Consider the following 22,967-nt stretch of genomic DNA (forward strand, 5'->3'; position numbering starts at 1 on the left):
CTATATGCATGCACTGATTTTATCAAGTGCTATTTTGTGATTGGTGAAAAAAATGAAAGATAAAATGGTTTCATATTCATCCGTTCTTGGTGTTGTCATTGCTAATAAACGAAAAGAATTAAGTATTGAACAGAGTGTTTTGGCAGAAAAAATGGGGCTGTCACAAGCAAGCTATAGCCGCTTAGAATCTGGGAAGTCAACTTTTTCTGTAGATCAAATGTTTGAGTGTGCCCAAGCATTAGATATACCTGTCGAAAGTTTGTTTAACTTAGTTGTAAATACGGTTGGAAACTTACAATCAAATGATGATGTTTTAGTTCAGGCACAGCCACGAGGTAATACAACAAAAGCAAAAACTGCGAGTGGAAGTGGGGTCGGAACATTTATCGCTGGTGCTGCACTAGGCGCATTGATCATCGGCCTTGCTGGTAAATCTAAGTAGTATCGGTAAAGTAACTCTTTGTATAATAAATAAGTTTACGCAGTAGTTATGTCTAATGCTGCGTATTAAATAAAAGTAATATTGTTAACTCAAAGCTCTATTACTTACAGTTCTTATTATAGAACTTATTAGATTTTAAATAGGATCGTTATGGATCACTCAGTACACAACAAACTTATCTCATTTATCTGGTCTATTGCAGACGACTGCCTACGTGATGTTTATGTCCGTGGTAAATACCGTGATGTTATCTTGCCTATGGTGGTATTGCGTCGTTTAGATACTTTATTAGAGCCAACTAAAGATGCAGTTTTGGCAGAGGTGAGGTTTCAAACTGAAGAAATGGAAGCCACTGAGCTTGATGATGCGCCATTAATGGCGGAATCTGGTTACGTGTTTTATAACACCTCAAGATGGACGCTAAAAAGCTTACAAAGCACCGCAACTAACAATCAACAAATCTTGTTGGCGAATGTTGAAGAATACTTATTTGGCTTTAGTGACAACGTTAAAGAGATTATTGCTTGCTTCGATCTACAAGCAAAAATTCGTCACATGGCGAGTAAAGACGTATTGCTAGATGTACTGGAGAAGTTCGTTTCACCAAACATCAACCTTACTCCTAATGAACAGATTGATCCTGATGGCTATAAGCTACCGCCTGTCAGTAATTTAGGCATGGGTTATGTGTTTGAAGAGCTTATTCGTAAGTTCAACGAAGATAATAATGAAGAAGCGGGTGAGCACTTTACTCCACGTGAAGTAATTGAACTAATGGTTCATTTAGTCTTTGATCCGATTAAAGGCGGCTTGCCAGATCCTTTGACAATTTATGACCCTGCATGTGGTAGTGGTGGCATGCTAACCGAAGCGCAAAATTTCATTGAAGAGAAGTACCCAGTTAAATCAGAGAATCGAACTTCTAAGCGCGATATCCGTCTTTACGGCAAAGAGATCAATGATGAGACTTACGCTATCTGTAAGTCAGATATGATGATCAAGGGTAATAACCCTGAGAACATTAAGATTGGTTCGACCTTGTCTACTGATGAGTTTGCAGCCAATCGTTTTGATTTCTGCTTGTCTAATCCACCTTATGGGAAAAGTTGGGCTAGCGAGCAGAAGAACATTAAAGATGGCACTGATGTTATCGACTCTCGTTTCCGTGTTCCGTTAAACGATTACTGGGGTGAGCCAGCTAAGGATGGCTTTGTTGATGCCACGCCGCGCTCTAGTGATGGACAGTTGCTGTTCCTTATGGAAATGGTAAGCAAGATGAAATCAACGGCTCACAGTCCGTTGGGCGCTCGCATTGCATCAGTACACAATGGCTCTAGTTTATTTACTGGTGACGCAGGTTCTGGAGAGAGCAATATTCGTCGCTACATCATTGAAAACGACATGCTAGACGCTATCGTGCAAATGCCAAATAACCTGTTCTACAACACAGGGATAACGACTTACATATGGCTATTAAGCAATAACAAACCAGAAGACAGAAAAGGCAAAGTACAATTAATTGATGCTAGTCTGCTGTTTAAAAAGCTGCGCAAAAACTTGGGCGACAAGAACTGCGAATTCCTTCCAGAGCATATTGCTCAAATAACTCAGGCTTACCTATGTGGCAAGTCGATTGAGCGAACAAAAAACGACAATGATGAACCTATTGGACTAGCCTCGAAAGTGTTTAATAACAAAGATTTTGGCTATTACAAAGTCAATATTGAACGACCAGATCGCCGAAGCGCTCAATTCAAGCAAGAACTAATAGAACCACTGCGTTTTGATAAAGCACTACGTGAGCCAATGGAGTACCTGTATGCACAGTATGGTGAAAGTGTTTATCAAAAAGGATTCTTAAAAACCGTTGAAAACACCACTCTTGCTTGGTGTGAAGAAAACGACATTACTTTAAATACCAAAGCCAAGAAGAAGCTATTGGATATCGAAAATTGGTTGAAATTACGCAATATCTATCAAATGGCAGCGGAGCTTCTCACTGAATTTGGCGATAAGCAATACGATAACGTCAATGACTTCAAGGAAGACGTTGATCTTAAAATAAAGAGGCTAACAGAGCTAAAGAAAGCACAGAAACAAGAGGTTATCAAAATAACCCCTGCTGAGAAGAAGACCATTTTAGACGCGGTGAGTTGGTATGACGAAAACGCTCACAAAGTGATTAAAAAGGTGGTTAAATTTAAGCAAGATAAACTTGATGAGCTGTTACAGCACTTAGGTTGTGAACAAGCTGATTTGAGTGACTTTGGCTACTATGCCACGAGTAACAAAAACGAATTTACTACTTACGAGAGTAACTCAGATTTGCGTGACGCAGAATCTATTCCGCTTAATTATGTCTCAACCAACCAAGAAGCTAACACTAATAACAGTGAAATCCACCAATACTTCCTTGATGAAGTACAGCCTCATGTAGGTGAGGCGTGGATAAATCTTGATAGCACTAAAATTGGCTATGAGATTAGCTTTAACAAGTACTTCTATCAGCATAAGTCACTACGCTCAATGAGTGAGGTTGCTAAAGAAATTATAAATCTAGAGACAAAAGCCGAAGGTTTGATTGCTGATATCCTTGGTGTGTCTCTCACTAAAATTCAGGGGTGAAAAATGATTAAAAATTCATTTTTAGAGATGCCTGAGTATAAGCAATATGTAGATTCTGGTATTGATAGAATAGGTAAAATACCTATGGGATGGTCAGTTAAGAAACTAAAGTTTTGCGCTGAAATTAATAGCCGCACTTTGCCTGAAAACACTTCAGCAAAGCGTACGATTAATTATGTTGATATAGGAAGTGTATCGCTAGTAAATGGCATAGAAAAAAGTGAAACATTCACTTTTTCAGAATCACCATCTCGCGCTCGTAGGTTAGCTAAGGCAGGAGATACTATTGTCTCAACAGTACGTACATACCTCAAGGCTATTTCATTTATAGAAGAAGAACATAAGGACTACGTATTTTCTACTGGTTTTGCAGTCTTATCTCCGCGCCTAGAGTTAAACTCCAAGTACTTTGCTAGTTTCATAAAGAGTAATGCTTTTACCCAACAAGTGGATGATATAGCTAAAGGGATGAGCTACCCAGCTATAAACTCATCAGAACTATCAAATATGTATGTAGTTATAGCGCCAGAAAGCTCTCAAGTTGCTATAGCCAATTTTCTTGATAAAAAAACGGCTCAAATTGATGAAGCCGTAGCTATCAAACAGCAACAAATCGAGCTGTTAAAAGAGCGTAAACAAATCATCATCCAACAAGCTGTGACTCAAGGCCTAGCTCCAAATGTACCCATGAAAGACTCTGGTGTTGATTGGATCGGTAGAATTCCAAAGCATTGGGAAGTTAAACGAGCAAAATACTTATTTGATGAAATTGATGAGCGCTCAGTCAATGGCGATGAAGAGTTATTATCGGTATCACATATAACAGGTGTTACTCCGCGATCTGAAAAGAATGTAACCATGATTGCGGAAGATTATAGCGGTTCTAAAACATGTAAAAAAAATGACTTAGTCATGAACATTATGTGGGCATGGATGGGGGCTTTAGGGGTTTCAGAACGACCAGGCATTGTAAGTTCAGCGTATAGTATTTTCCGTCAGAAACCATTGAATATATTTAATCCGGTTTACCTTGAATGGTTACTTAAAACTGTCGGTTATATAGAGCATTACAATAAAGTATCTACAGGGTTGCACTCTTCAAGGCTAAGATTTTACTCTCGAATGTTCTTTGATATGGAAATTGGCTTTCCTTGTCGTAATGAACAAGATCAAATAGTTGCACACGTAGAAGTACAATCTAATAAAATCGACCAAGCCGTAAAATTACAGCTTCAACAAATTGAAAAGCTCAAAGAGTACAAAACAATACTGATCAACAGTGCAGTGACAGGCAAAATTAAAGTGCCACAAAAGCAAGAAAGCATACTCAACTAACAAGGAAGTAAAATGTCAGTATCTGTTGCCAGTACAACGTTAGCGCATATTTTTGACCATCAGGGGATTATAGCCTCTGATGGTTCAACAATTAATGGTCAGCTTTCCATACCTGAGTATCAACGCCCATACCGCTGGTCTGAGGAGCAGATGCTGCGCTTACTGCAAGATTTTAAAGATTATCAATCAGGCTTTAAAAGCAATAAAGATACTCAAAAATGTCCATTTTATTTGGGCAGTATTATTTTGCATCAGCAGGATAATCTGCTCAATATCATCGATGGACAGCAGCGTCTGACCACCATGGCACTGATTGCCTTTTTAAAAGGTGAGTATCAAAATTCAACTCTACGTTATGAAGCACCTGAGAGTCAGCAACAGATTAAACATAACTTGGCTTGGCTGTTGGATAAACGTGAGCAAATTGCCAGTATTGATTTTTCATTAGTTAATGTCACATTGGTTGTGACTAATAATGAAGATGAAGCCTATCGCTTTTTTGAAACCCAGAACACTGGTGGAGTACGCTTAAAAGGGCCTGATGTTATTAAGGCACATCACCTAAACGTGATAGACAAGAATACGCCCTCTAAAACTCGCCATTTTGCGGCCTTATGGGAGAGTTTAAATAACATCAATCCTGTGATTGATTTGCTCTTAAGAGGGCGGTATTGGGAGTACTTTAATTTAAAAAAAGACTTAAAAGATCGATCTCGAAGAACAATGCCATTACACCACCAGAAACGCTTGCTTGTTGATGCTGTCGTTGATGAGTTGTCTTCTAAAACAACGGGAGAAGATGTAGCTTTTGGCCGAGTCACACGAACTTACTTCGAGAGTGGTGGTGAGAGTTTATCGCAACCTCAAGTTGGCTATGATTTACGTCAACCACTGAATAGTGGCGCTAATACCATTCATTATCTTCAGTATTTTGAGCAGCTTCGTCAAACCTATCTAGTCGCTAATGAAACTGAAAATATTACAGGAACAGACTTTCACCGTTTCTATCACGAGCTTATATGCAACCTCCATGGTTGTGGTTATCTAAAGCAGCTTTTTGACACGAGCTTATTGTTATATATCAGCCTGTTTGGACAACAATACCTAGAAGTCGCCGCAAAAAAACTATTTAGGGTGGTGTATTCAAGGCGAGTGGAAAACCAAGTTGCAGTAAAAGAAAAATCTGTTCCTGCATTTTTACGTAAAACACCAATATTGGATTGGATAGCAATGAGCTATACGCCTGAACAGTGCTTTTTAAAATTGGATGAATTTCAACTTAACGTAAGTGCTGAAGGCATCATTGAAGCAGAACGATCACCAACGGAACAGAAATCCAGTCGTAAGCAAGATTTTATAAATAAAGTAAAAAAAGAGTTCTCTATCGAAATTGAAACCCAAATAACCAAAGAGCAGTACGCAACTAAATTCTCAAATGACTTTACAGAAAAAGTCAGATTGCTAGGAGGGCAGTAATCTTGTCTACTTTATCTGTTCAGACGGAAATATTGACCTTAGAGAAGATCTTGGTTGATGACTACCAGTTCTCTATTCCTAGTTACCAACGCCCTTATGTTTGGTCTGATGACGATGTATTGCTTCTGTTCAATGATATTAAAGAAGCTTGTAAAAGGTATCATGAGTCAAATAAGCAAACGGATAATAATTACTTTATTGGCACCATTCTGTCATCAGTATTACAGAAAAACGGTGATGCCATCTATGAGTTAATTGATGGGCAGCAGCGCACCACAACTTTGATGCTTATCGCCATTGCTTTTAGTTATGCAGGAGTTAACTCGAAACTTTCAGAATTAGCAGTTTTTAAGACTAGTGATGGAAAAGTAATACCTCGCTTACAATTTGCTATTCGAGAACAAGTTCAACAGCTCCTAGGTGGCTTAGCGGGCCTTAAAGACTATCAAATACCTTCTCAAGAAAAAATAGATAGCAATGACTATCTAAAACAGATCGGTATTGCACTGAATGTATTGACCCAAGAGGTCAAAAAGCTCAATAAAGATCCTGATGTGACTATTGGGCAATTTGCAGAGTATTTTTATAGTAATGTGCAATGGGTTAACAACATAGTTTCGGCTCAAATGGATTTAAACCGTTTGTTTGCGACCATGAACACTGGAGGGGTTCAGTTAGAACAAGCCGATATTCTTAAAGCCAAATTGTTTAAGAAATTGTCTGATAAAGCTCTATATGATGCGATATGGGTTGCTTGTGAACATATGGAGAACTATTTTGAGCGCAATGTCCGGGAAGTTTTTAGCCATTCAGATTGGAATGCTATTGAACCTGAAGACCTAGCTGTTTTTGATACCAATCGCTTTCTGCACTCAGCAGAATTACATAAAGATACAGACCTAGGTTATGAGCAATCAGCAGGGCTTAGTATCGAAGAGTTAGCTGAACAGTTAAACAGAAAAAATGTCCCTGATAATCTTAAGGCAGATGTATTCGAAACATATGATCTAGATGTAGAAACGGTTTATTGCGAGCCGATAATAAAATTCCCACTTTTCTTGATACACGCTTATCGAGTATATCTAGCGGTAAATGACAAAGATGACATAGACGTAAGGCTTCACAGTGATCGTTTGCTGGAAGTTTTTGAGCCATTAATAAATGCTGATGAACAATCTATAAAAGACTTTATTGAAATGCTTTGGCAGGTTCGCTATCAGTTCGACCGCTGGGTCGTTAAATGGGTTAAGCGCGATGATTCTACCGAGTCTCATCTTGGCCTAACCTATCAATCTCGAAGCAAATCTAATGGCAATTACTATATCAATCGCACAGCGAAAGAGCTTAGTGGCATAGTTCTATTGCAAAGTGTTCGTAACTTTACGGGTGAGAGAAGTGCCCAATACTGGATAACCCCTTTTATTACTGAACTAATAAAGAAAAGTATAGGCAGTAAACAAGAAAAGAAAGCTCTCAAGTTACTTGAAAGAATAGACAACAGAATGTCACTTGCTATTTGTTCTCAAAAAGAAGCCAGTTTTAAACAAGCGAAATCGAAAAAGCCTAAAATAATAGAATGGGTAGAAAAGATTCGTTACTTTAGTGAATCGAATGGCACCAGTTTTGAGCATTATTGGTTTCAAAAACTTGAATATCTACTTTGGAAGCATCTCAATAGTTCAGAGTCAATACTGAGCTCTGTAGAGGTTCTAAAATTTAAAAGATATCGAATTACATCAAAGAATTCGATAGAACATATTCACCCACAGAACAATAGTAAGTTATCTCATGATTGGTTACATCATTTTGGTAACTTAGTTTTACTTAGTCCAGGTGAAAATTCTACTTATAGCGATAAGGCTGAAAGTATTAAACGTGCAGAATTTATGAACAAAGAAAGTTATGATTCATTAAAATCCAAACATATCTTTAGCTTGATGGGAGATGGAGGTAATTGGACAAAAGAAAAAATTAAAGATCATCAAGTATATATATTGGATGTGTTAACAAAGCACTATACTGACGAAAAATAAGCGTATAATAATTAATTTGAAGGTAATATAGTATTGATATATAATTAAAAAACTCTTTAGCTTAGGACGAATTCGTCTAGTCGGGTGTTTAGCCAGACTCTAATTTATTGAACGGTTTTATGGTTGCGATAGGTTCGCAACCTGATCTCCTTACTCCGTTCGTCAATCAGGTTGCGAACCTATCGCTTCCTCTAGTAAAGAGCTAGGCCCAAGAGCATTGCTCTTGGGCTTTTTTAATGGGATTAGAAATGACTTTGATAGAACAGCTAGCATTAGAGTTGAAAAAGGGTGAGGACGAAGTCGCCCGTTTTCTGCTGAGTGCACCTAAAAGGTACAAAGTATATACTATTCCTAAACGTACCTCTGGACACCGAGTGATAGCTCAACCTTCTAAAGAATTAAAAGAATATCAGCGTAAATATTTGGAGTTTCAGCAGTTACCTATCCATGAGTCAGCTATGGCTTATCGAAAAGGTATGAGCATTAAGCAAAACGCACTTGCTCACAAAACCAATCCTTATTTACTTAAACTAGATCTTGAAAATTTCTTCAATTCTATTACTGATAAATTATTTTGGAAAGTTTGGGAATCAATACAGACTCTACCTTCAATTCAAGATAAACAAACGTTAAATAATTTACTTTTTTGGTGCCCGAGTAAAACGACCGGAGGAAGTTTGATCCTTAGTATAGGAGCGCCAAGTTCCCCGCTTGTCTCTAATTTTTTTATGTATCAGTTTGATTGTGTCATAAGCAAGGTATGCCTTGAAAGAGGGATTGTATACACACGCTATGCTGATGATTTGACATTTTCAACAAAGCATAAAGGCATACTTTTTGACCTTCCGATACTTGTAAAAGAAAAGCTGGTTGATTTGTTTGGAAATTCAATAAGAATCAATAGAAAGAAAACAAAGTTCTCATCTAAAGCACACAATAGGCATGTTACTGGTATCACTATTAACAATGAAGGGAAGCTCTCTCTCGGAAGGGAGCGAAAAAGATATATCAAACATTTAGTACACCAAGTTCAACTAAGTAAACTTGATGCTGAGGATAGAGGACACCTTAGAGGTCTAATTGCTTTTGCTAAGCATATAGAACCTGCGTTTGTTGAATCATTGAAACGAAAATATTCAGCTGAATTAATTACTCAAATTGTTGAGGAACCAAATGGCTAAGCAACATAAAAATACAAGCAGAACGGTTAAACACCTAATCCAAAGTGCTGCGAAAGGGAATTTTAGCTCCTCATTTCAACTTTTTCAAAACTATTCGGAAGGTAAAAATGTAGAGCAAAAAGATGAAGATTTAGCTCTAGAATACTTTACTGAAGTAGAAACTGCGCTTATTGAAAAAAAACTTACTCTATCCTCATTACAACTAGTGGATTATAGAAGGTTTCGGTCATTAGATATTCACTTTAATGAAAATATTACGGTGATTATTGGTGATAATGGTGCCGGAAAAACAAGTATTGCAGATGCGATAGCCAAAACTCTTTCTTGGTTAAATAACAACCTTGAAAAAAAAGATGTAGTTGGAAGACCGATTAAGGATAGTGATATTCACGTAGAATCTAGGGAGTTCTCGGAGGTTACAAGCAAATTTAAGTTTGATGATAATAATGATTTTGAGGCGACTATCGGTAATACGGTTCTTGGTTATGGTGGAAGTTCTCCTACAGATGTTGTGGGTATAAAGCAAGTTGCGAATATGTATAAGATGACTGCTGCTAAAAATCCATTAATAAACCTTCCTCTTCTAGCATTTTATTCAGTTGAGCGTTCTGATTTTTCACTGTCTTCGACTATATCGGAGAAAGCTTCAGGTGATGGTGTCAATAATAGATTTTCCGACCTTAAGACCTCTCTGGAGGGAAGTGGAAAACTAGAAGATTTTTCGAAGCTTTATATTGAGTTGGTTAATCTGGCGAAAGGCGAAGAAACTAAAGAAGTGCAAGATCTAAAGATTCAGATATCTAATCTGCAAGATACTATTAACGATGTATATGGAGGACAAGAACCTCCGGAAAATGATGCCTTCAATGCAAAATTGAATAGTAAAAAGGAAGAGTTAGCAAACCTATTAAAGAGTAAACTTTCAGCAAAGTATCAACGTCATTTAGAATTTGTTAATAACGCTATTGAAACACTTGTACCTGATGTCAAGAATCTTGAAGTTGACCGTAGTTCGGGAAAATCTAGATTATTAGTAGAAAATTTTGGCAATAGAGTAAATATCGCTCAGTTATCACAAGGTCAAAAAATGCTTGTCGCTCTTGCCGGAGATTTAGCAAGGCGTTTAGTAAAGTTGAATCCTGATTCTGCTATGCCATTAAATGCTAATGGAATTGTAGTGATTGATGAAATTGAGCTGCACCTTCACCCTAAGTGGCAACAAGAAATACTCATAGGACTTCAAACTACGTTCCCTAATTTGCAATTTATCGTCACCACTCATAGCCCACAGGTCCTCTCTACGGTTGATAAGCAATGTATTCGTCAGATATGCCTCGATGACAATGGGAATCCAATAATTAGTACACCGAATTTTCAAACTAAAGGTGTCACTAGTGCTGATATTTTAGCCCGTATTATGGGTACTAATTCCGTACCTGAAAAACTGAAAGAAGCTACTTGGCTCAATGATTTCTCTAGATACCTTAAAGCAGGTAACCAAGAACTACGAGATGTTACTTTTGCTAAGATAAGTAATCATTTTGGTGAGAGTCACCCTGTCGTTATCGATTGCGAGAGTCAAATTAGAATCGCGCAAATGAAAGCTAGATTAAATAAAGAGCAATAGGATATGAGGAAACTACATAGACCAATGCCAGGACCTCACTGCTTATCAAATTACAATCATAATTCTCAAAAATGGACTAGCCGGAGGCCAAGTACTGCTTGTAGAGATGCTATTTGGGACAAGCTACAAACGATGCAAAATGGATTTTGTGTTTATTGTGAGTCAGTAGCAATCAAAGGGAACGGGCATATTGAGCATTTTTTTCATAAAGGTCAGAAGTCAGATGGGTCAACTCCATATAAACATTTAACGTTTAATTGGATTAATTTATTTGGATGTTGTGGCCTAAGGACAGGTAATAGCTGTGGGCATTATAAAGATCGTAAAGGTGACGACGGACCTGGAAATTATAATGCTAGTGACCTAATAAGACCTGATATCGATGATCCCAAAGACTATTTTAATTTCTTGGATACAGGGATAATAGAGCCTAAACTTGGATTATCTCCAGATATGCATAAAAAGGCTACAGAAACGTTAAGGGTCCTTAAATTAGATTTCTTCAATGGAGCGAGAAAAACACAAATTGATGTGTTCAAAAAAGAGCTTAATGAATTAGAGAGAATAAGCGGTCAATTAGATGATCAGACTCTACAGCAAGCTATGGATGATATTAAAGTGCAAGTTAAGTTGCAGGAGTATCAAACAGCAGTACTGGAAGCTTTATTTTAATTAATTAGGAATAAATTAATGGTCAGTCAAACCAATGAACAAGCTTTAGAAGCTGCAATTGAAAAGCATTTAACAGGTGTTTGCTTAGAAGAGATTAAGTTAGGTATAAGTGAGGTAGCACCTGGATATGGTAGTGATCTATATAAGCTTGGATACACTAGAGATTTTGATATGCAGTATTCTTTAGATCTTCGGTTTTTTTGGCAGTTTTTAAAAGAAACACAAGAAAAAGAGTTGGACAAGCTGAAACGAAACAGCCCTAATGATTGGGAACGAAAAGTACTTGAACGTTTTGACCGACTAATCAAAAAACATGGTATTTTACACTTATTGAAAAAGGGTTTAAGTGTTGATGATGCTCACTTTAGTTTACTGTATCCTGCCCCTCTTGCGAGTAGTAGTGCAAAGATTAAGCAAAACTTTAATGCAAATATATTCAGCTCGACTCGCCAAGTTAGGTATTCGGTTGCCAATCCTCAACAAGAGATTGATATGGTGTTATTTATCAACGGAATTCCGCTGATAACAATGGAGCTGAAGAACTATTCAACAGGTCAAACAGCTCGCTACCACGGACAAAAACAATACCGTAACGATCGAGATATTACTCAACCACTATTACAATTTGGTCGTTGCTTAGTTCATATGACTGTGGATACAGATGAAGTCTATATGACGACTAAATTAGCGGGCAAGGATACTTTTTTCCTGCCATTTAATAAGGGGCACAATCATGGCCAAGGCAATCCTCCGAATACCTTATTAAACGGTGGTCATAAAACATCGTATTTGTGGGAAGAAGTATTCACCAAAAAAAGTTTAGCTAATATCATCCAACACTTTGTGCGTTTAGATGGCAGTATTAAAGATGATTTGAGAAAACGTACTCTTTTCTTTCCTCGTTACCATCAGATGCAAGTAGTACGTAAGTTAGTCGAGCATGCTGCAACAAATGGAGTAGGCCAAACCTATTTGATTCAACATTCCGCAGGCTCTGGTAAGTCAAATTCAATTACTTGGGCTGCTTATCAATTAATAGAAACTTACCCTGTAAGAGCTGATCTACCCGGTAGTAAAGGCGTTGAACAGCCTTTATTTGATTCAGTAATTGTTGTAACAGACAGACGTCTCTTAGATAAACAATTACGGGATAACATTAAAGAGTTTTCTGAAGTCAAAAATATTGTAGCTCCTGCATTTAAATCATCAGAGTTAAAATCAGCCTTAGAAAATGGTAAGAAAATTATCGTTACAACGATTCAAAAATTTCCATTTATTATCGATGGTATTGGAGATCTGAGTGATAGACGATTTGCAGTAATTATTGATGAAGCACATAGCTCGCAGAATGGCGATGCTCACGACAATATGAATCGTGCTATGGGCAAATCAGAAGTTGAAGAAGCAGAGGACCCACAAGAAAAAGTGCTACAAGCAATGCGTTCAAGAAAAATGCGCGGTAATGCATCTTATTTTGCATTTACTGCTACGCCTAAAAATAGCACTTTGGAGAAGTTCGGACAAAAACAAGAAGATGGACGTTTTGAACCAATAGATTTGTATTCAATGAAGCAAGCTATTGAAGAAGGCTTCATCTTAGATGTTATTGCGAACTACACAACCTACAAAAGTTATTACGAGATTGAAAAATCAATTCAAGATAACCCAGAGTTTGATTCTAAAAAGGCTCAAAAGCGTTTGCGTGCGTATGTAGAAGCTAGCCAACAAACAATCAATACCAAAGCTGAAATTATGTTAGATCATTTCATACCTAAAGTCGTTAACACAAAGAAGTTGCGCGGCAAAGGGAAAGGTATGGTGGTAACTCAAAGTATCGAAGCGGCAATTCGTTACTACAAAGCGATCACTCGCATACTTGATGAGCAAGGAAACCCGTTTAAAGTGGCTATTGCGTTCTCTGGTACAAAAGAAGTTGATGGTATTGAGTACACAGAAGCCGAGATGAACGGGTTTGCTGAAGGTGATACTAAAGACTACTTTGATGTTAACTACAAAAAAAAGAATCCAAATGATCCAATACCTAAGCACATAAATCAGGATGAGTACCGATTACTTATTGTTGCAAATAAGTATCTTACAGGTTTTGATCAACCTAAGCTTTGTTCGATGTACGTAGATAAGAAACTCTCTGGAGTATTATGTGTTCAAGCCTTGTCTCGCTTGAACCGCTCAGCGCCAAAGCTTGGAAAGAAAACAGAAGACCTTTTTGTTTTGGATTTCTTCAATAGTGTAGAGGATATTAAAACATCTTTTGACCCTTTCTATACCTCTACTACTTTATCGGAAGCAACTGATGTCAATGTATTGCATGAACTTAAGGATGTAATGGATGAGGTTGCTGTATATGAATGGCCTGAAGTTGAGAGCTTTATTGAGCGCTACTTTAACAACGAAGATGCACAAATTCTAAGTCCTATCATTGATACAGCTGCAAATCGTTTCAACTTCGAACTAGATCTAGAAGATGAAGACAAGATTGACTTTAAAATCAAGGCTAAACAGTTTGTTAAAATATACGGGCAGATGGCATCCATCATGCCGTATGAAGTTGCAGCGTGGGAAAAGCTATTTTGGTTCCTGAAGTTCCTAATACCAAAGCTCATAGTGAAAGATCCAGACTCTGAAGCTTTAGATGCTTTATTGAGTTCTATTGACTTGAGTTCATATGGATTACAGCGCGTTAAACTCAATCATTCTATTGAGTTAGATGAAGCAGGTTCAGAGCTTGAACCACAAAACCCTAATCCCCGAGGTGCTCATGATGATGATGATGAACGTGATTCTCTTGACGAGATTATCCGAAATTTCAATGAACGTTGGTTTCAAGGGTGGAGTGCAACACCTGAAGAACAAAAGGTGAAATTCATTAACATTGCAGAAAGTGTTAAGAGTCATCCAGACTTTAAAGCTAAGTATCAAAACAATCCAGATCCTCACAACCGAGAGTTAGCCTTTGAAAAGATGCTTAAAGAAGTAATGCTGGCAAGGCGTAAGGATGAACTTGAACTTTATAAATTGTTTGCAGGGGATACCGCATTTAAAGCATCGTGGACTCAAAGTATGCAACATACTGTTAATTCTGAGGCATCTAAAAGAGTTTAAATTACTTAACGTATTTATTCTTGTACTATAGAGAGGCTCTCTTTGGGCTTCTTCAATATGCTGAGCTCCTCATAATTATAGACAAGATAGCCTGTAGTACTTTATTGCCATCTATGTGAGTAATTATTATTTTTAACGATTCGTAAGGAAAGTGTGCCTATTATATTAGTGACGCTGTCACCGATAGGGGCTGGAAATGTGTCAAATTCTACTTAAGTAACACCAGAAGTAACACTTTTAAAGTCTACTTTAAATAATTTATTTATAATCAATCGGGTAGGCTGTATAATCGAGTCCAGTAGCGGCACCACATTATACAAAAGAGCCCACCTAGTGTGGGCTTTTTTGTGCCTGTAATTCCTACTATGCCTATTCTATTTAAATTTGCATCACTTCCTGTGAGATGGTAATCACACTTGTTCTTTTTTGGTAAATCTGCCTATTCATTCAGTAAAAATGCACTTGAATTCTACGTTATTATTTTAAACGTTTTTTGTAATGATGAGACTTAAGATGAAAGCGTGGGATGAAAAAATAGGTGATTTTGTAGAGTTAGATGCTTTGGGAGAAGAAATAACCAAACCGAAAGCACAATCCAAATACATAAATGCCTTTTATAAACCGGTTGAAGATGGGTTTCTTACGCCAGAACAGAAAGAACAACCCCATAATGAACCTGTAGCAGAAAAAAGCCCCCCCGTTGCAGCCTATGAATACAATATTGAAATTGCGTGTGCGCAAGAAGATATCGTGACTTATCAGATAGGTGCCTTTTCACTAGGGAAAACGGACGATGAAGCCGTCATCAGTTCGTGGAAGAAATCCGCATCGCAAACCGGGTTTACCTTATTAACGGCTTCCGTCATGGTTAATGAGCCTAAAGCGCTTTATCGAGAGTTTTTTCAATCAAGTGGTAGCGCACTTGCCTTCCAAGACGTTAATCCAGTTAAAAAAGGCTCGGGGACGCATACCGAATCTTTTGTTCCTATTAAAACCGCTGTTCAAGTGGGTGAGCAACTTGGTTGGCCAACTACCGGATTTTATTACCATTTTATTGATGAAAAATTAACACATGAATATCAAATTGTAGGTAACGATGCGTCTACTTTTTTTGCAACTCAATCAAGTGCAGAGCAATTAAGCTCATCGCTTTTATCTGATCATCAATACAACTTTATCCTTCTCCCTTGGAAGGTAAATAACGCACCAGTGACGAGACAGCATTTGTTGTACTTACCACAGAAAATGACACAAGAAGAGTTTGCAGAGCTAAATGCAACTTGGCTAGACGAAAATGCTTGTCTATTAGACGTAGAAACCATTGTTAAATCAAAAAATGAAAATGCATTAGCTCGTGAAAAAACAGAGGGCGATGAAGTAACCTATGTAATTCAGCCCAATGATTCATTATCAAAAATAGCCCACCAGCAAGGAACAACGCTTGAAAGCCTTGTTGAATTAAACCCTCAATACAAAGGAAAAGAAGGGCAAATACAAATAGGCGACACGCTTATTATTGAATCGAATAAAGATGAATCAACCCACATTCCCGCCCACATTGTTGTTTTAAATGGAGATGGCAATAGAGAAACGTGGGATGAAATAGCCAAGCAACATTGCATGGCACCTAAAGAACTACTTACTTTAAATTCGATGTTTGAAGATAACCCATCAGCGTTAAAAGTGGGTGATGAATTATGTATAAACGCCCCTCAACAGGCTCAAGATAAAGCGCAAAGAGTAACCTTGCCGCCCATTGTATTAACGCATATAGGACAAGTATCAAGCTTTGTGAACAGCTTTAGTTCTATGAGCAAAAGGCTATTAAACGCCTTTGTGGTGGCTGCATTAAACGATAAAAATATTCCAGCTAATACACCTATTGTGAATGTAGGGAAATTAGAAATAGAAAGACATTGGTGTGATCCAATTAAAAACCCTATGAGCACAAATCATTATCAAAATGGAGGAGAATGTGCTTATTGGGGATTATTTGGTGAAGATATGCGACGTGAAGTTAATCGCCCGCATCGTGGATTAGACCTCTTTGCTGAAATTGGAACGGATGTTTATGCTTGTGTTGATGCAGTTATTCAACATGTTCGTTTTTCAAGTTCTAATGGTAATCTTATTGTTTTGAAAATTGATGAAAAAGAGTTTGTTCAACGGATATGGAACGAAAAATTAGAGTATAAAGTGCATTCTTTACCTAATAGGACAGAAGATGTAGAAGGAAAAGATGTTAATGTACGAGAAAATGGTTTACGTTTTGCTTACATGCATTTAAATTCAATAGAAATAAATCCAGAAACAGGCTCAGTTTTTAAAGCTGGAGATAAAGTGCAAAAAGGGCAGATAATTGCAAAATCGGGAGTTTCTGGAATAAAAACAGGAACCAAAGCGCCTCATCTTCACTTTGAAGTATCTAGTGAGCATGAGTACGGGAATTCTAATACTAAAATTAATCCAGGTTTTTTTGTTGATTTTAAGTATATTGAGCAGCAATCAGTTAGCGATAAAGAGAAACAATCAGTTGTCGCTAAAACTAATCATAAAAGTTATAAGGGAATAAGTTCCTTTAAATGGAGTGGAGATATTGGATAATATGAAATATAACAAAGTGTTTTATTGGATGTTATTTGCTCTAATAAGTTCTAATACTTATGCACAAGATGAAAACTATCAATTTACGTATCAGTGTATTGATTCGAACATTGGGAATGAAAATAAGCAAGATTGGCCAAGCCAAGATGACGACGATGATGGATATGATGGAATTGTAAATTTAAGCATTGAAAATAATGAAATATCTATTGTCCATAATGATCTTTTCATTACTAGAAAAGAAATATCTAACAATAATGTGTCAATTTCAAGCTCTGGCCGTTTTAAGGTTTTAGTTTCTGAAGGTCGTTACTACTCATTTTCTTTAGATAAAAACGCATCGATTTATTTTGTTAATTTAGAGAATGTAGGTGACGAAGGAAGAGGCTTAATTTGCAAGAAGGGAGTTTCAGAAAATCAAGCTCATGAAGTAGAAGATTATATTCGAAGTAAATTAGATAAAAAAGAATGATGAAGTACCTGTGGGGCTTTCTGTTAAAAGCTAATTTTTTTGCCTTACTTTTAGTATCATGCTCGGCTTTTTCTTATGAGATGAATATTGATAATGTAAAGTTTGAACAAGGAATAATCTTATTTTCTTTTTCTGATGGTAAAACTCAGCAATTAGAGTCAGAGGTTGAGTCTGATTTTCTTGATTATAAATACACTTTATTAGATGTGAATTTTGATGGTATAGAAGATCTGATTGTTACGGAACAAAATGGACGTAATAGTTTATCTATGGTTTATACATATAATCAGCATTTAGCGCAGGTTAATGAATACATTTATTTTGAAATAACAGGCTTAAGGGTTAATTCAGATAAGAGGTATATTTGTGGAATCAATCAGTTAAGCAGAGAAAATACTCAATTAGTTTATAAGTATTCAGAAAGTAAGTCCGACGTATTTAATTTTAATTATGTGTCAAATAAAGGGTATTCACTTATTCATAATGACAAAAAAGAGATTGATGAGAAAACGTTTAGTCAAATGCTAGGTCAATGTGTTATGAATAAAAGTGTTTAGATCTTCTTATTTATAAATCCAATCATCATTGAGTACTATTTATGTCAAAACGTGCGGTTAATTGATGAACTTCCGGTTCTTTTTGTAGTAACCCTTTATCTTGTGTTGTTCCCATACGACGTAAGTAGTAGTGCAGTAAAGCTTTCCGAGTTGTGATTTCTAACTCTTTATTTTCCATAGCATAATCGTCAGCAACGATACATTGTTGTTTTTCAGATAAGTAGGGATTAGGTGTAATCGTTAACTTCACTTGGTGATTCCAATCATCATCATATTCTCGCGTATTTGGTGATTTATCCATTAAGTCAGGTTCGTTCCTAAAGCGGCTTAATACGAAGTCGCGATAACTACTTCTATCTTCACAAAATGCTCTTACATGCCATCTAATACCATCATAGACCAAGCTATGAGGTGTAATTATACGGCCTCGAACTTCAGGTGTAGAAAGCGACACGTAGTCAATATCCACGCGAAGATTAGCTCTTGCGGCAGCAATTAAACTTCGAACGATTCTTGGTGATACAGCCCTTTCAGGAACATTCAATACCGTCGATTGAGCTTCCCCCCAATTAAAGAATTCAAATGTTTCTTCTTGGTTGTACTGTTGATGGAGAAGCATAAGGTATTCATGAGCAGTACCTTGAGTAAACCGAGGCTTAAAGCTATCTGCTGGCCTATAACCCTTAATTGTTCTATCAAGGATCAATTGATCTTGGCCTGTAAGACTAATGTACTTATTAATATCTCTAGAAGCTTGTTGGCGGCCTATATGAAAAGCGTCACATAGGTGATTTGTTGTCAGCCGACCTTCCCACAGAGCAATAATTTCAATTAGTCGAAATCTTACTTGTTGATCCCACTTTATATCTACTTGAATCATGTTCCTGCTCACAAATGTTACATGTTGATGTGTACAGTATATACATGTATATAAAAAGTACATATATTTATTGTGGATATTGATTGGATTGTTTCAGAGTATGACTTAGATTGACCTACTCAGTTCACTGGTGATAGCGGTGATGCAAAACATCTTAACAAGAACGTATAACGCTAAAACACGGAGTAGGGACATGGATATATCACAGCATAAAAATACGCTCGTAAGAGTCATTGTTAACAAATCACACTTTGGAAATCGACTTGTTGAAATAAAATCTGATGGTCACACGCTATTTACCGGAGAAAACGGAGATGGTAAGTCAACCACACTCAGTCTTTATGGTGCTTTCTATGGTGCAGAGCCGAGCAAACTTGTTGATAGGGATGCAGGGAAACTTCCTTTTGCTAAGTTTTATCTACCACAAAGCAAGTCATTTATTGCTTACGAATATTTAAAAAAAGGGCAGCCCAAAGTAGCCTTTATCTACAAGAATGGTTCAAGTGGTATTGCTTACCGTTTTGCTGATATATCTGCTGAAGATTTACTATCGCAAGAAAACATTAGTGCACTTGATAACGATTATGAAAGTACGCGAGATTGGTTATCACAGCATATAAAAAAACAAGTGGATGTGAGTCAACCAATCACTACGACTCAAGACTACCGATTTGTTATCCAGAATAATCGCCCTCAGCTTGGTAAACGACGTAACTCCAATGGTCAGCTACTCACCATTGCGCAGCGTTATTCACTGTGCGATCCTGAACATTCAATGTTACATATTGATGTTCTAGTATCGACAATGATGCGTAACAACAACATGCTTGATAACTTCCGACATATGATTACCGATGCATTTATCGCTCCTCAGGTGTCACTTTCAAAATCGCCTTACAGTAAAGCAGATATTGATCATCTTGACGCCCTAAAAGCCATTCGTGAACTAGAAAAGCATAAAAAGACGTTTGATAATGCATTAATGCTTAGTCAGCGCATGGATGATTTATACAGTGAAGCAGCAATTATCCTTAATCAGATGCTTGCCAAACGTGATAGTGAAATTCAGCGTAGAGCTGGAATATTGGAACAATTAGATAAGGCACAAAAGCAGCTAAGAGAATTCAAAGAAAAAGTTGAGGTGCGTCGCTTAGAACTCAATGAATCATTGAATGATATCAACAAAAATCTGCAGTCGATTGACCGTGATCTTACATCAATTCATCGAACACGTGACCGATTTGAGACAAAAGAAAATATTCAAAAAGTGATTACTGAGAGAGAGCAATCAGAGGTAATTCGTACTCAGCACAAACAAGCGGTCGAGCACTTAAAGATGCTTAGTGAAGGCTTTGATTCAGAAGAGAAACAATTAGAATCTGAACTTCAAAAGATCAATAATCAGCATCTAAAAATGGCAATCGATATTTCTGAAAAGATCGATTGGCACAAAGAAGAGTTACGAAAGTATCAAGACGGCACTAAAGCGATTGTGAAACAAGCAGAATCTCAGCATTTCAAGAATATTGGTGATATTAACAAGAAGTACCGAGACCTAAGTGGGAAAGCGACTAGCAACCTAGCAGATGCTAAGGTTAACGTTGTGTGTGCTGGTAATATTACTCAAGAAAACAAGAATGAGCTTGAATCGTATCAACAGAAAATCAACTCGATTCGAGAAGATATTGATGAAGAACACCAAAATCTAAGCGTTGCCAATGATAAGGTAATTTCGCTTACTAAAGTTCATAAAGACCTCCTTAATGATATTGATACGGCAGTAAAGACGAAAGCTCGTTATCAAGAAAAGATCAATAAGATTCAAGAAATCTTGAATCCTGCGTCAAATACTTTTGCAGCGTTTTTGAATAATGAAGTAGCAGATTGGAAGTCAACCTTAGGTAAAACTATCAATCCAGCGCTATTATCCAATACCAAACTGTCTCCGCAGTGGGGTGATAATTGTGAATACAACCAACATTTGATTTATGGTATTCAACTAGATTTATCTAGTATTAACTCTGAGCTCTTTCGAGAAGAAGAGCAGTTAATTGATGATCTACAAACACTAGAAGCTAAAATTGCAAGTACGACGAAAATTGAAAAAGATCACGAGCGCCGAGCTAAAGAAGTCTATAACGAGCTTATAGGTTTTAAACAAATGGTGTTAATGAAAAGCGATGTCATTAAGAAGCACAACGAGAACGTGAAGCAATTTCAGTTTCAGCTGGACACTAACAAGCAAATATTTGAAGAAGAAGCACGCAAGCGGAGTATGGCTGCGAAGAAGTTCATGAACGAGTGTGAACTTACAGTTAGCAGTATTTCAACAGAGCACGATGATAACATTGCTAATGTAACGAACACTCACAACAATACGATTCTACAAATTGAATCCGATGCGACACTTAAAGAATCAGAAATCGAAGCGGTGATCGATGGCCTTAAAGAAAGTGTTAAAAATAACAAGAAAGTAACGAATCAACGTATATATCAGCTTAAAGGCGCTCATGCCGATAAGTTAAAGTCTTATGGGATTGACTCAGAGGTTATTTCAAAGGCGAGAGAAATTGTTAGTAATCTCGAGTATCGTATTGATTGTATTGAAAAATCACATGATATTATCTCTGAATACAACACTTGGCTTATTAAGGATTGGAGTCGTGTTGACATATTGACTCGTCAGGAAAAAGACTTTAACGATCACCAAAAAGAGGTTGTTCGCTTAATTGAAAGTCACGTGAAAAAGAAAGCTGAAGACGAAAAATTGTATAAAAGCAAAACCACTCGGTTGAGCCAAGAAAGCCATTGCTGTAATACTAACGCAGATGAATTAGAGAAAGCTGCGACTCGATTGAAGGACATCATTTTACAAAAGTACGTTACTGAAGAGATCGTTCCGGAGCTAGTGAGTGTTGAGGTTACAATCGACCAGTCTAGGGGGTTAGTGAAACAAATTAGTTCGAACCGTGACGCAATTATTAAGAGCGTAGATAAGGTTACTGAGGTGTTAAGTGAACTCGGAACCACAAATGATATCTCCCAGTTCTGGGAAGAGGTTAAGCGTAAGCGTAAACAAGAATTAGAGCAGGATTCTCCGGAAAGAGCCTTTGGTAGTGATTTGAAAATTGCATTATTGCCGTCGCTTGATCAATTAATTAATATTGTGATCCCAGAGAAACAATCGATCATTCTTGAAGCGATCCGTTCTGTATCGATGAAGTATTCTAATTTCTATCTCACGCTTGAAGATATGAACAAGAAGATCCGTAATGTATCGAATCTGCTTGGTCGTTCGGTAGGGACGTCAAACCCGTTTCCTGCGATTGAAGATGTGCAACTTGGCGTTGTCAGCAAAATCGAGAAATTTGAGAGTTGGAATTCGCTTGGAACATTTAACCATGAATGGGAGAAATGGGCAGAAGCGACAACAGCAACAGTCCCAAGTGATGCGTTTATTAATAACTTTGAGTCAGCATATCGTTCACTATCACTCCTTAAACTCAGCACCAGTTTAAGCTCACTAGTTGATCTAGAAATTCATATGACTGAAAACGGTACAGAGAGAACTATACGCAATGATTCTGATTTAGCAGGGGTAAGTAGTGAGGGAATATCTAAACTCGCCGTTATCGTAGTGTTTTGTGGCATGGTTCGTTATTTATGTCCAGATCCACAAACAGTAATCCATTGGCCTGTTGACGAGTTAGGTAAAATTTCGCTTTCTAACACGAGACTTTTGTTCAATATGATGTCGGAAAAAGGCATCACGCTTATCACGGCTGAGCCTAACTATCGAAGGGAAACGCTAAAGTATTATGTGAACAAACTTCATATTGATCGCCGTTACGGGATAATGACCTATGTAGATGTGCGTAAAAATCAGGAATCGAGCCGATTATTCTCGGTAGTTAATACCCATAAAGAAAAGGAGGCTTGA

At 37.3% G+C, this 22,967-nt stretch carries 14 protein-coding genes; 13 read left to right on the forward strand and 1 reads right to left on the reverse strand.

The window, feature by feature from the left end:
- The first annotated feature begins 52 nt into the window (after nt 1-52).
- The 12 genes from BTO22_RS05780 (at nt 53) to BTO22_RS05835 (ending at nt 18,147) form a co-directional block, all read left to right on the forward strand.
- The gene (locus BTO22_RS05780; protein WP_105054657.1) at nt 53-442 is read left to right on the forward strand and encodes a helix-turn-helix domain-containing protein; all 390 of its coding nucleotides are present in this window, start codon (nt 53-55) and stop codon (nt 440-442) included.
- 150 nt (nt 443-592) lie between these two features.
- Nucleotides 593-3,067 (forward strand): type I restriction-modification system subunit M, encoded by a 2,475-nt coding sequence (locus BTO22_RS05785; protein ID WP_105054658.1) that lies wholly within the window; start codon nt 593-595, stop codon nt 3,065-3,067.
- A 3-nt stretch (nt 3,068-3,070) separates the two neighbouring features.
- Nucleotides 3,071-4,402 (forward strand): restriction endonuclease subunit S, encoded by a 1,332-nt coding sequence (locus tag BTO22_RS05790; protein ID WP_105054659.1) that lies wholly within the window; start codon nt 3,071-3,073, stop codon nt 4,400-4,402.
- Between the two features lie 12 nt (nt 4,403-4,414).
- Nucleotides 4,415-5,878, forward strand: a complete 1,464-nt coding sequence (locus BTO22_RS05795) for a DUF262 domain-containing protein (protein ID WP_105054660.1) — start codon at nt 4,415-4,417, stop codon at nt 5,876-5,878.
- Nucleotides 5,879-5,880: 2 nt separating this feature from the next.
- Complete coding sequence (locus BTO22_RS05800; protein ID WP_374954009.1) at nt 5,881-7,911, forward strand: DUF262 domain-containing protein; 2,031 nt, start codon at nt 5,881-5,883, stop codon at nt 7,909-7,911.
- A 236-nt stretch (nt 7,912-8,147) separates the two neighbouring features.
- Complete coding sequence (locus BTO22_RS05805; RefSeq protein WP_242504745.1) at nt 8,148-9,092, forward strand: retron St85 family RNA-directed DNA polymerase; 945 nt, start codon at nt 8,148-8,150, stop codon at nt 9,090-9,092.
- Entirely contained in the window at nt 9,085-10,719 is a 1,635-nt protein-coding gene (ptuA, locus tag BTO22_RS05810) for a retron Ec78 anti-phage system effector ATPase PtuA (RefSeq protein WP_105054662.1), read from the forward strand. Before BTO22_RS05805 ends, ptuA begins: the two co-directional genes overlap by 8 nt.
- 3 nt (nt 10,720-10,722) lie before the next feature.
- The gene (gene ptuB / locus BTO22_RS05815; protein ID WP_105054663.1) at nt 10,723-11,391 is read left to right on the forward strand and encodes a retron Ec78 anti-phage system effector HNH endonuclease PtuB; all 669 of its coding nucleotides are present in this window, start codon (nt 10,723-10,725) and stop codon (nt 11,389-11,391) included.
- 18 nt (nt 11,392-11,409) lie between these two features.
- A complete protein-coding gene (locus tag BTO22_RS05820; protein WP_105054664.1) occupies nt 11,410-14,514 on the forward strand; it encodes a type I restriction endonuclease subunit R in 3,105 nt (1,034 codons plus the stop codon).
- A 498-nt stretch (nt 14,515-15,012) separates the two neighbouring features.
- Nucleotides 15,013-17,118 (forward strand): peptidoglycan DD-metalloendopeptidase family protein, encoded by a 2,106-nt coding sequence (locus BTO22_RS05825; RefSeq protein WP_105054665.1) that lies wholly within the window; start codon nt 15,013-15,015, stop codon nt 17,116-17,118.
- Entirely contained in the window at nt 17,111-17,590 is a 480-nt protein-coding gene (locus BTO22_RS05830) for a hypothetical protein (RefSeq protein ID WP_105054666.1), read from the forward strand. Before BTO22_RS05825 ends, BTO22_RS05830 begins: the two co-directional genes overlap by 8 nt.
- On the forward strand, nt 17,587-18,147 hold the full coding sequence (locus BTO22_RS05835; protein WP_105054667.1) for a hypothetical protein: 561 nt from the start codon (nt 17,587-17,589) through the stop codon (nt 18,145-18,147). Before BTO22_RS05830 ends, BTO22_RS05835 begins: the two co-directional genes overlap by 4 nt.
- 25 nt (nt 18,148-18,172) lie before the next feature.
- On the opposite strand, the gene BTO22_RS05840 is transcribed toward BTO22_RS05835, so the two are convergent.
- Nucleotides 18,173-19,027, reverse strand: coding sequence for a WYL domain-containing protein (locus BTO22_RS05840; RefSeq protein WP_105054668.1), 855 nt, complete (start codon nt 19,025-19,027; stop codon nt 18,173-18,175).
- 193 nt (nt 19,028-19,220) lie between these two features.
- Here BTO22_RS05840 and BTO22_RS05845 point away from each other — a divergent pair, with 193 nt between their 5' ends.
- The gene (locus BTO22_RS05845) at nt 19,221-22,967 is read left to right on the forward strand and encodes an ATP-binding protein (protein ID WP_181044570.1); all 3,747 of its coding nucleotides are present in this window, start codon (nt 19,221-19,223) and stop codon (nt 22,965-22,967) included.

Source organism: Aliivibrio sifiae, assembly GCF_002954705.1.
Taxonomy (GTDB): Bacteria; Pseudomonadota; Gammaproteobacteria; order Enterobacterales; family Vibrionaceae; genus Aliivibrio; species Aliivibrio sifiae_A.

What these genes read in the sequence shown, in the direction of transcription:
- BTO22_RS05825 (WP_105054665.1), top strand. Translation starts at nt 15,013, where the DNA reads ATGATGAGACTTAAGATGAAAGCGTGGGATGAAAAAATAGGTGATTTT.
- BTO22_RS05835 (WP_105054667.1), top strand. Translation starts at nt 17,587, where the DNA reads ATGATGAAGTACCTGTGGGGCTTTCTGTTAAAAGCTAATTTTTTTGCC.
- ptuB (WP_105054663.1), top strand. Translation starts at nt 10,723, where the DNA reads ATGAGGAAACTACATAGACCAATGCCAGGACCTCACTGCTTATCAAAT.
- BTO22_RS05845 (WP_181044570.1), top strand. Translation starts at nt 19,221, where the DNA reads ATGGATATATCACAGCATAAAAATACGCTCGTAAGAGTCATTGTTAAC.
- BTO22_RS05840 (WP_105054668.1), bottom strand. Translation starts at nt 19,027, where the DNA reads ATGATTCAAGTAGATATAAAGTGGGATCAACAAGTAAGATTTCGACTA.
- ptuA (WP_105054662.1), top strand. Translation starts at nt 9,085, where the DNA reads ATGGCTAAGCAACATAAAAATACAAGCAGAACGGTTAAACACCTAATC.
- BTO22_RS05795 (WP_105054660.1), top strand. Translation starts at nt 4,415, where the DNA reads ATGTCAGTATCTGTTGCCAGTACAACGTTAGCGCATATTTTTGACCAT.
- BTO22_RS05780 (WP_105054657.1), top strand. Translation starts at nt 53, where the DNA reads ATGAAAGATAAAATGGTTTCATATTCATCCGTTCTTGGTGTTGTCATT.
- BTO22_RS05820 (WP_105054664.1), top strand. Translation starts at nt 11,410, where the DNA reads ATGGTCAGTCAAACCAATGAACAAGCTTTAGAAGCTGCAATTGAAAAG.
- BTO22_RS05785 (WP_105054658.1), top strand. Translation starts at nt 593, where the DNA reads ATGGATCACTCAGTACACAACAAACTTATCTCATTTATCTGGTCTATT.
- BTO22_RS05790 (WP_105054659.1), top strand. Translation starts at nt 3,071, where the DNA reads ATGATTAAAAATTCATTTTTAGAGATGCCTGAGTATAAGCAATATGTA.
- BTO22_RS05805 (WP_242504745.1), top strand. Translation starts at nt 8,148, where the DNA reads ATGGGATTAGAAATGACTTTGATAGAACAGCTAGCATTAGAGTTGAAA.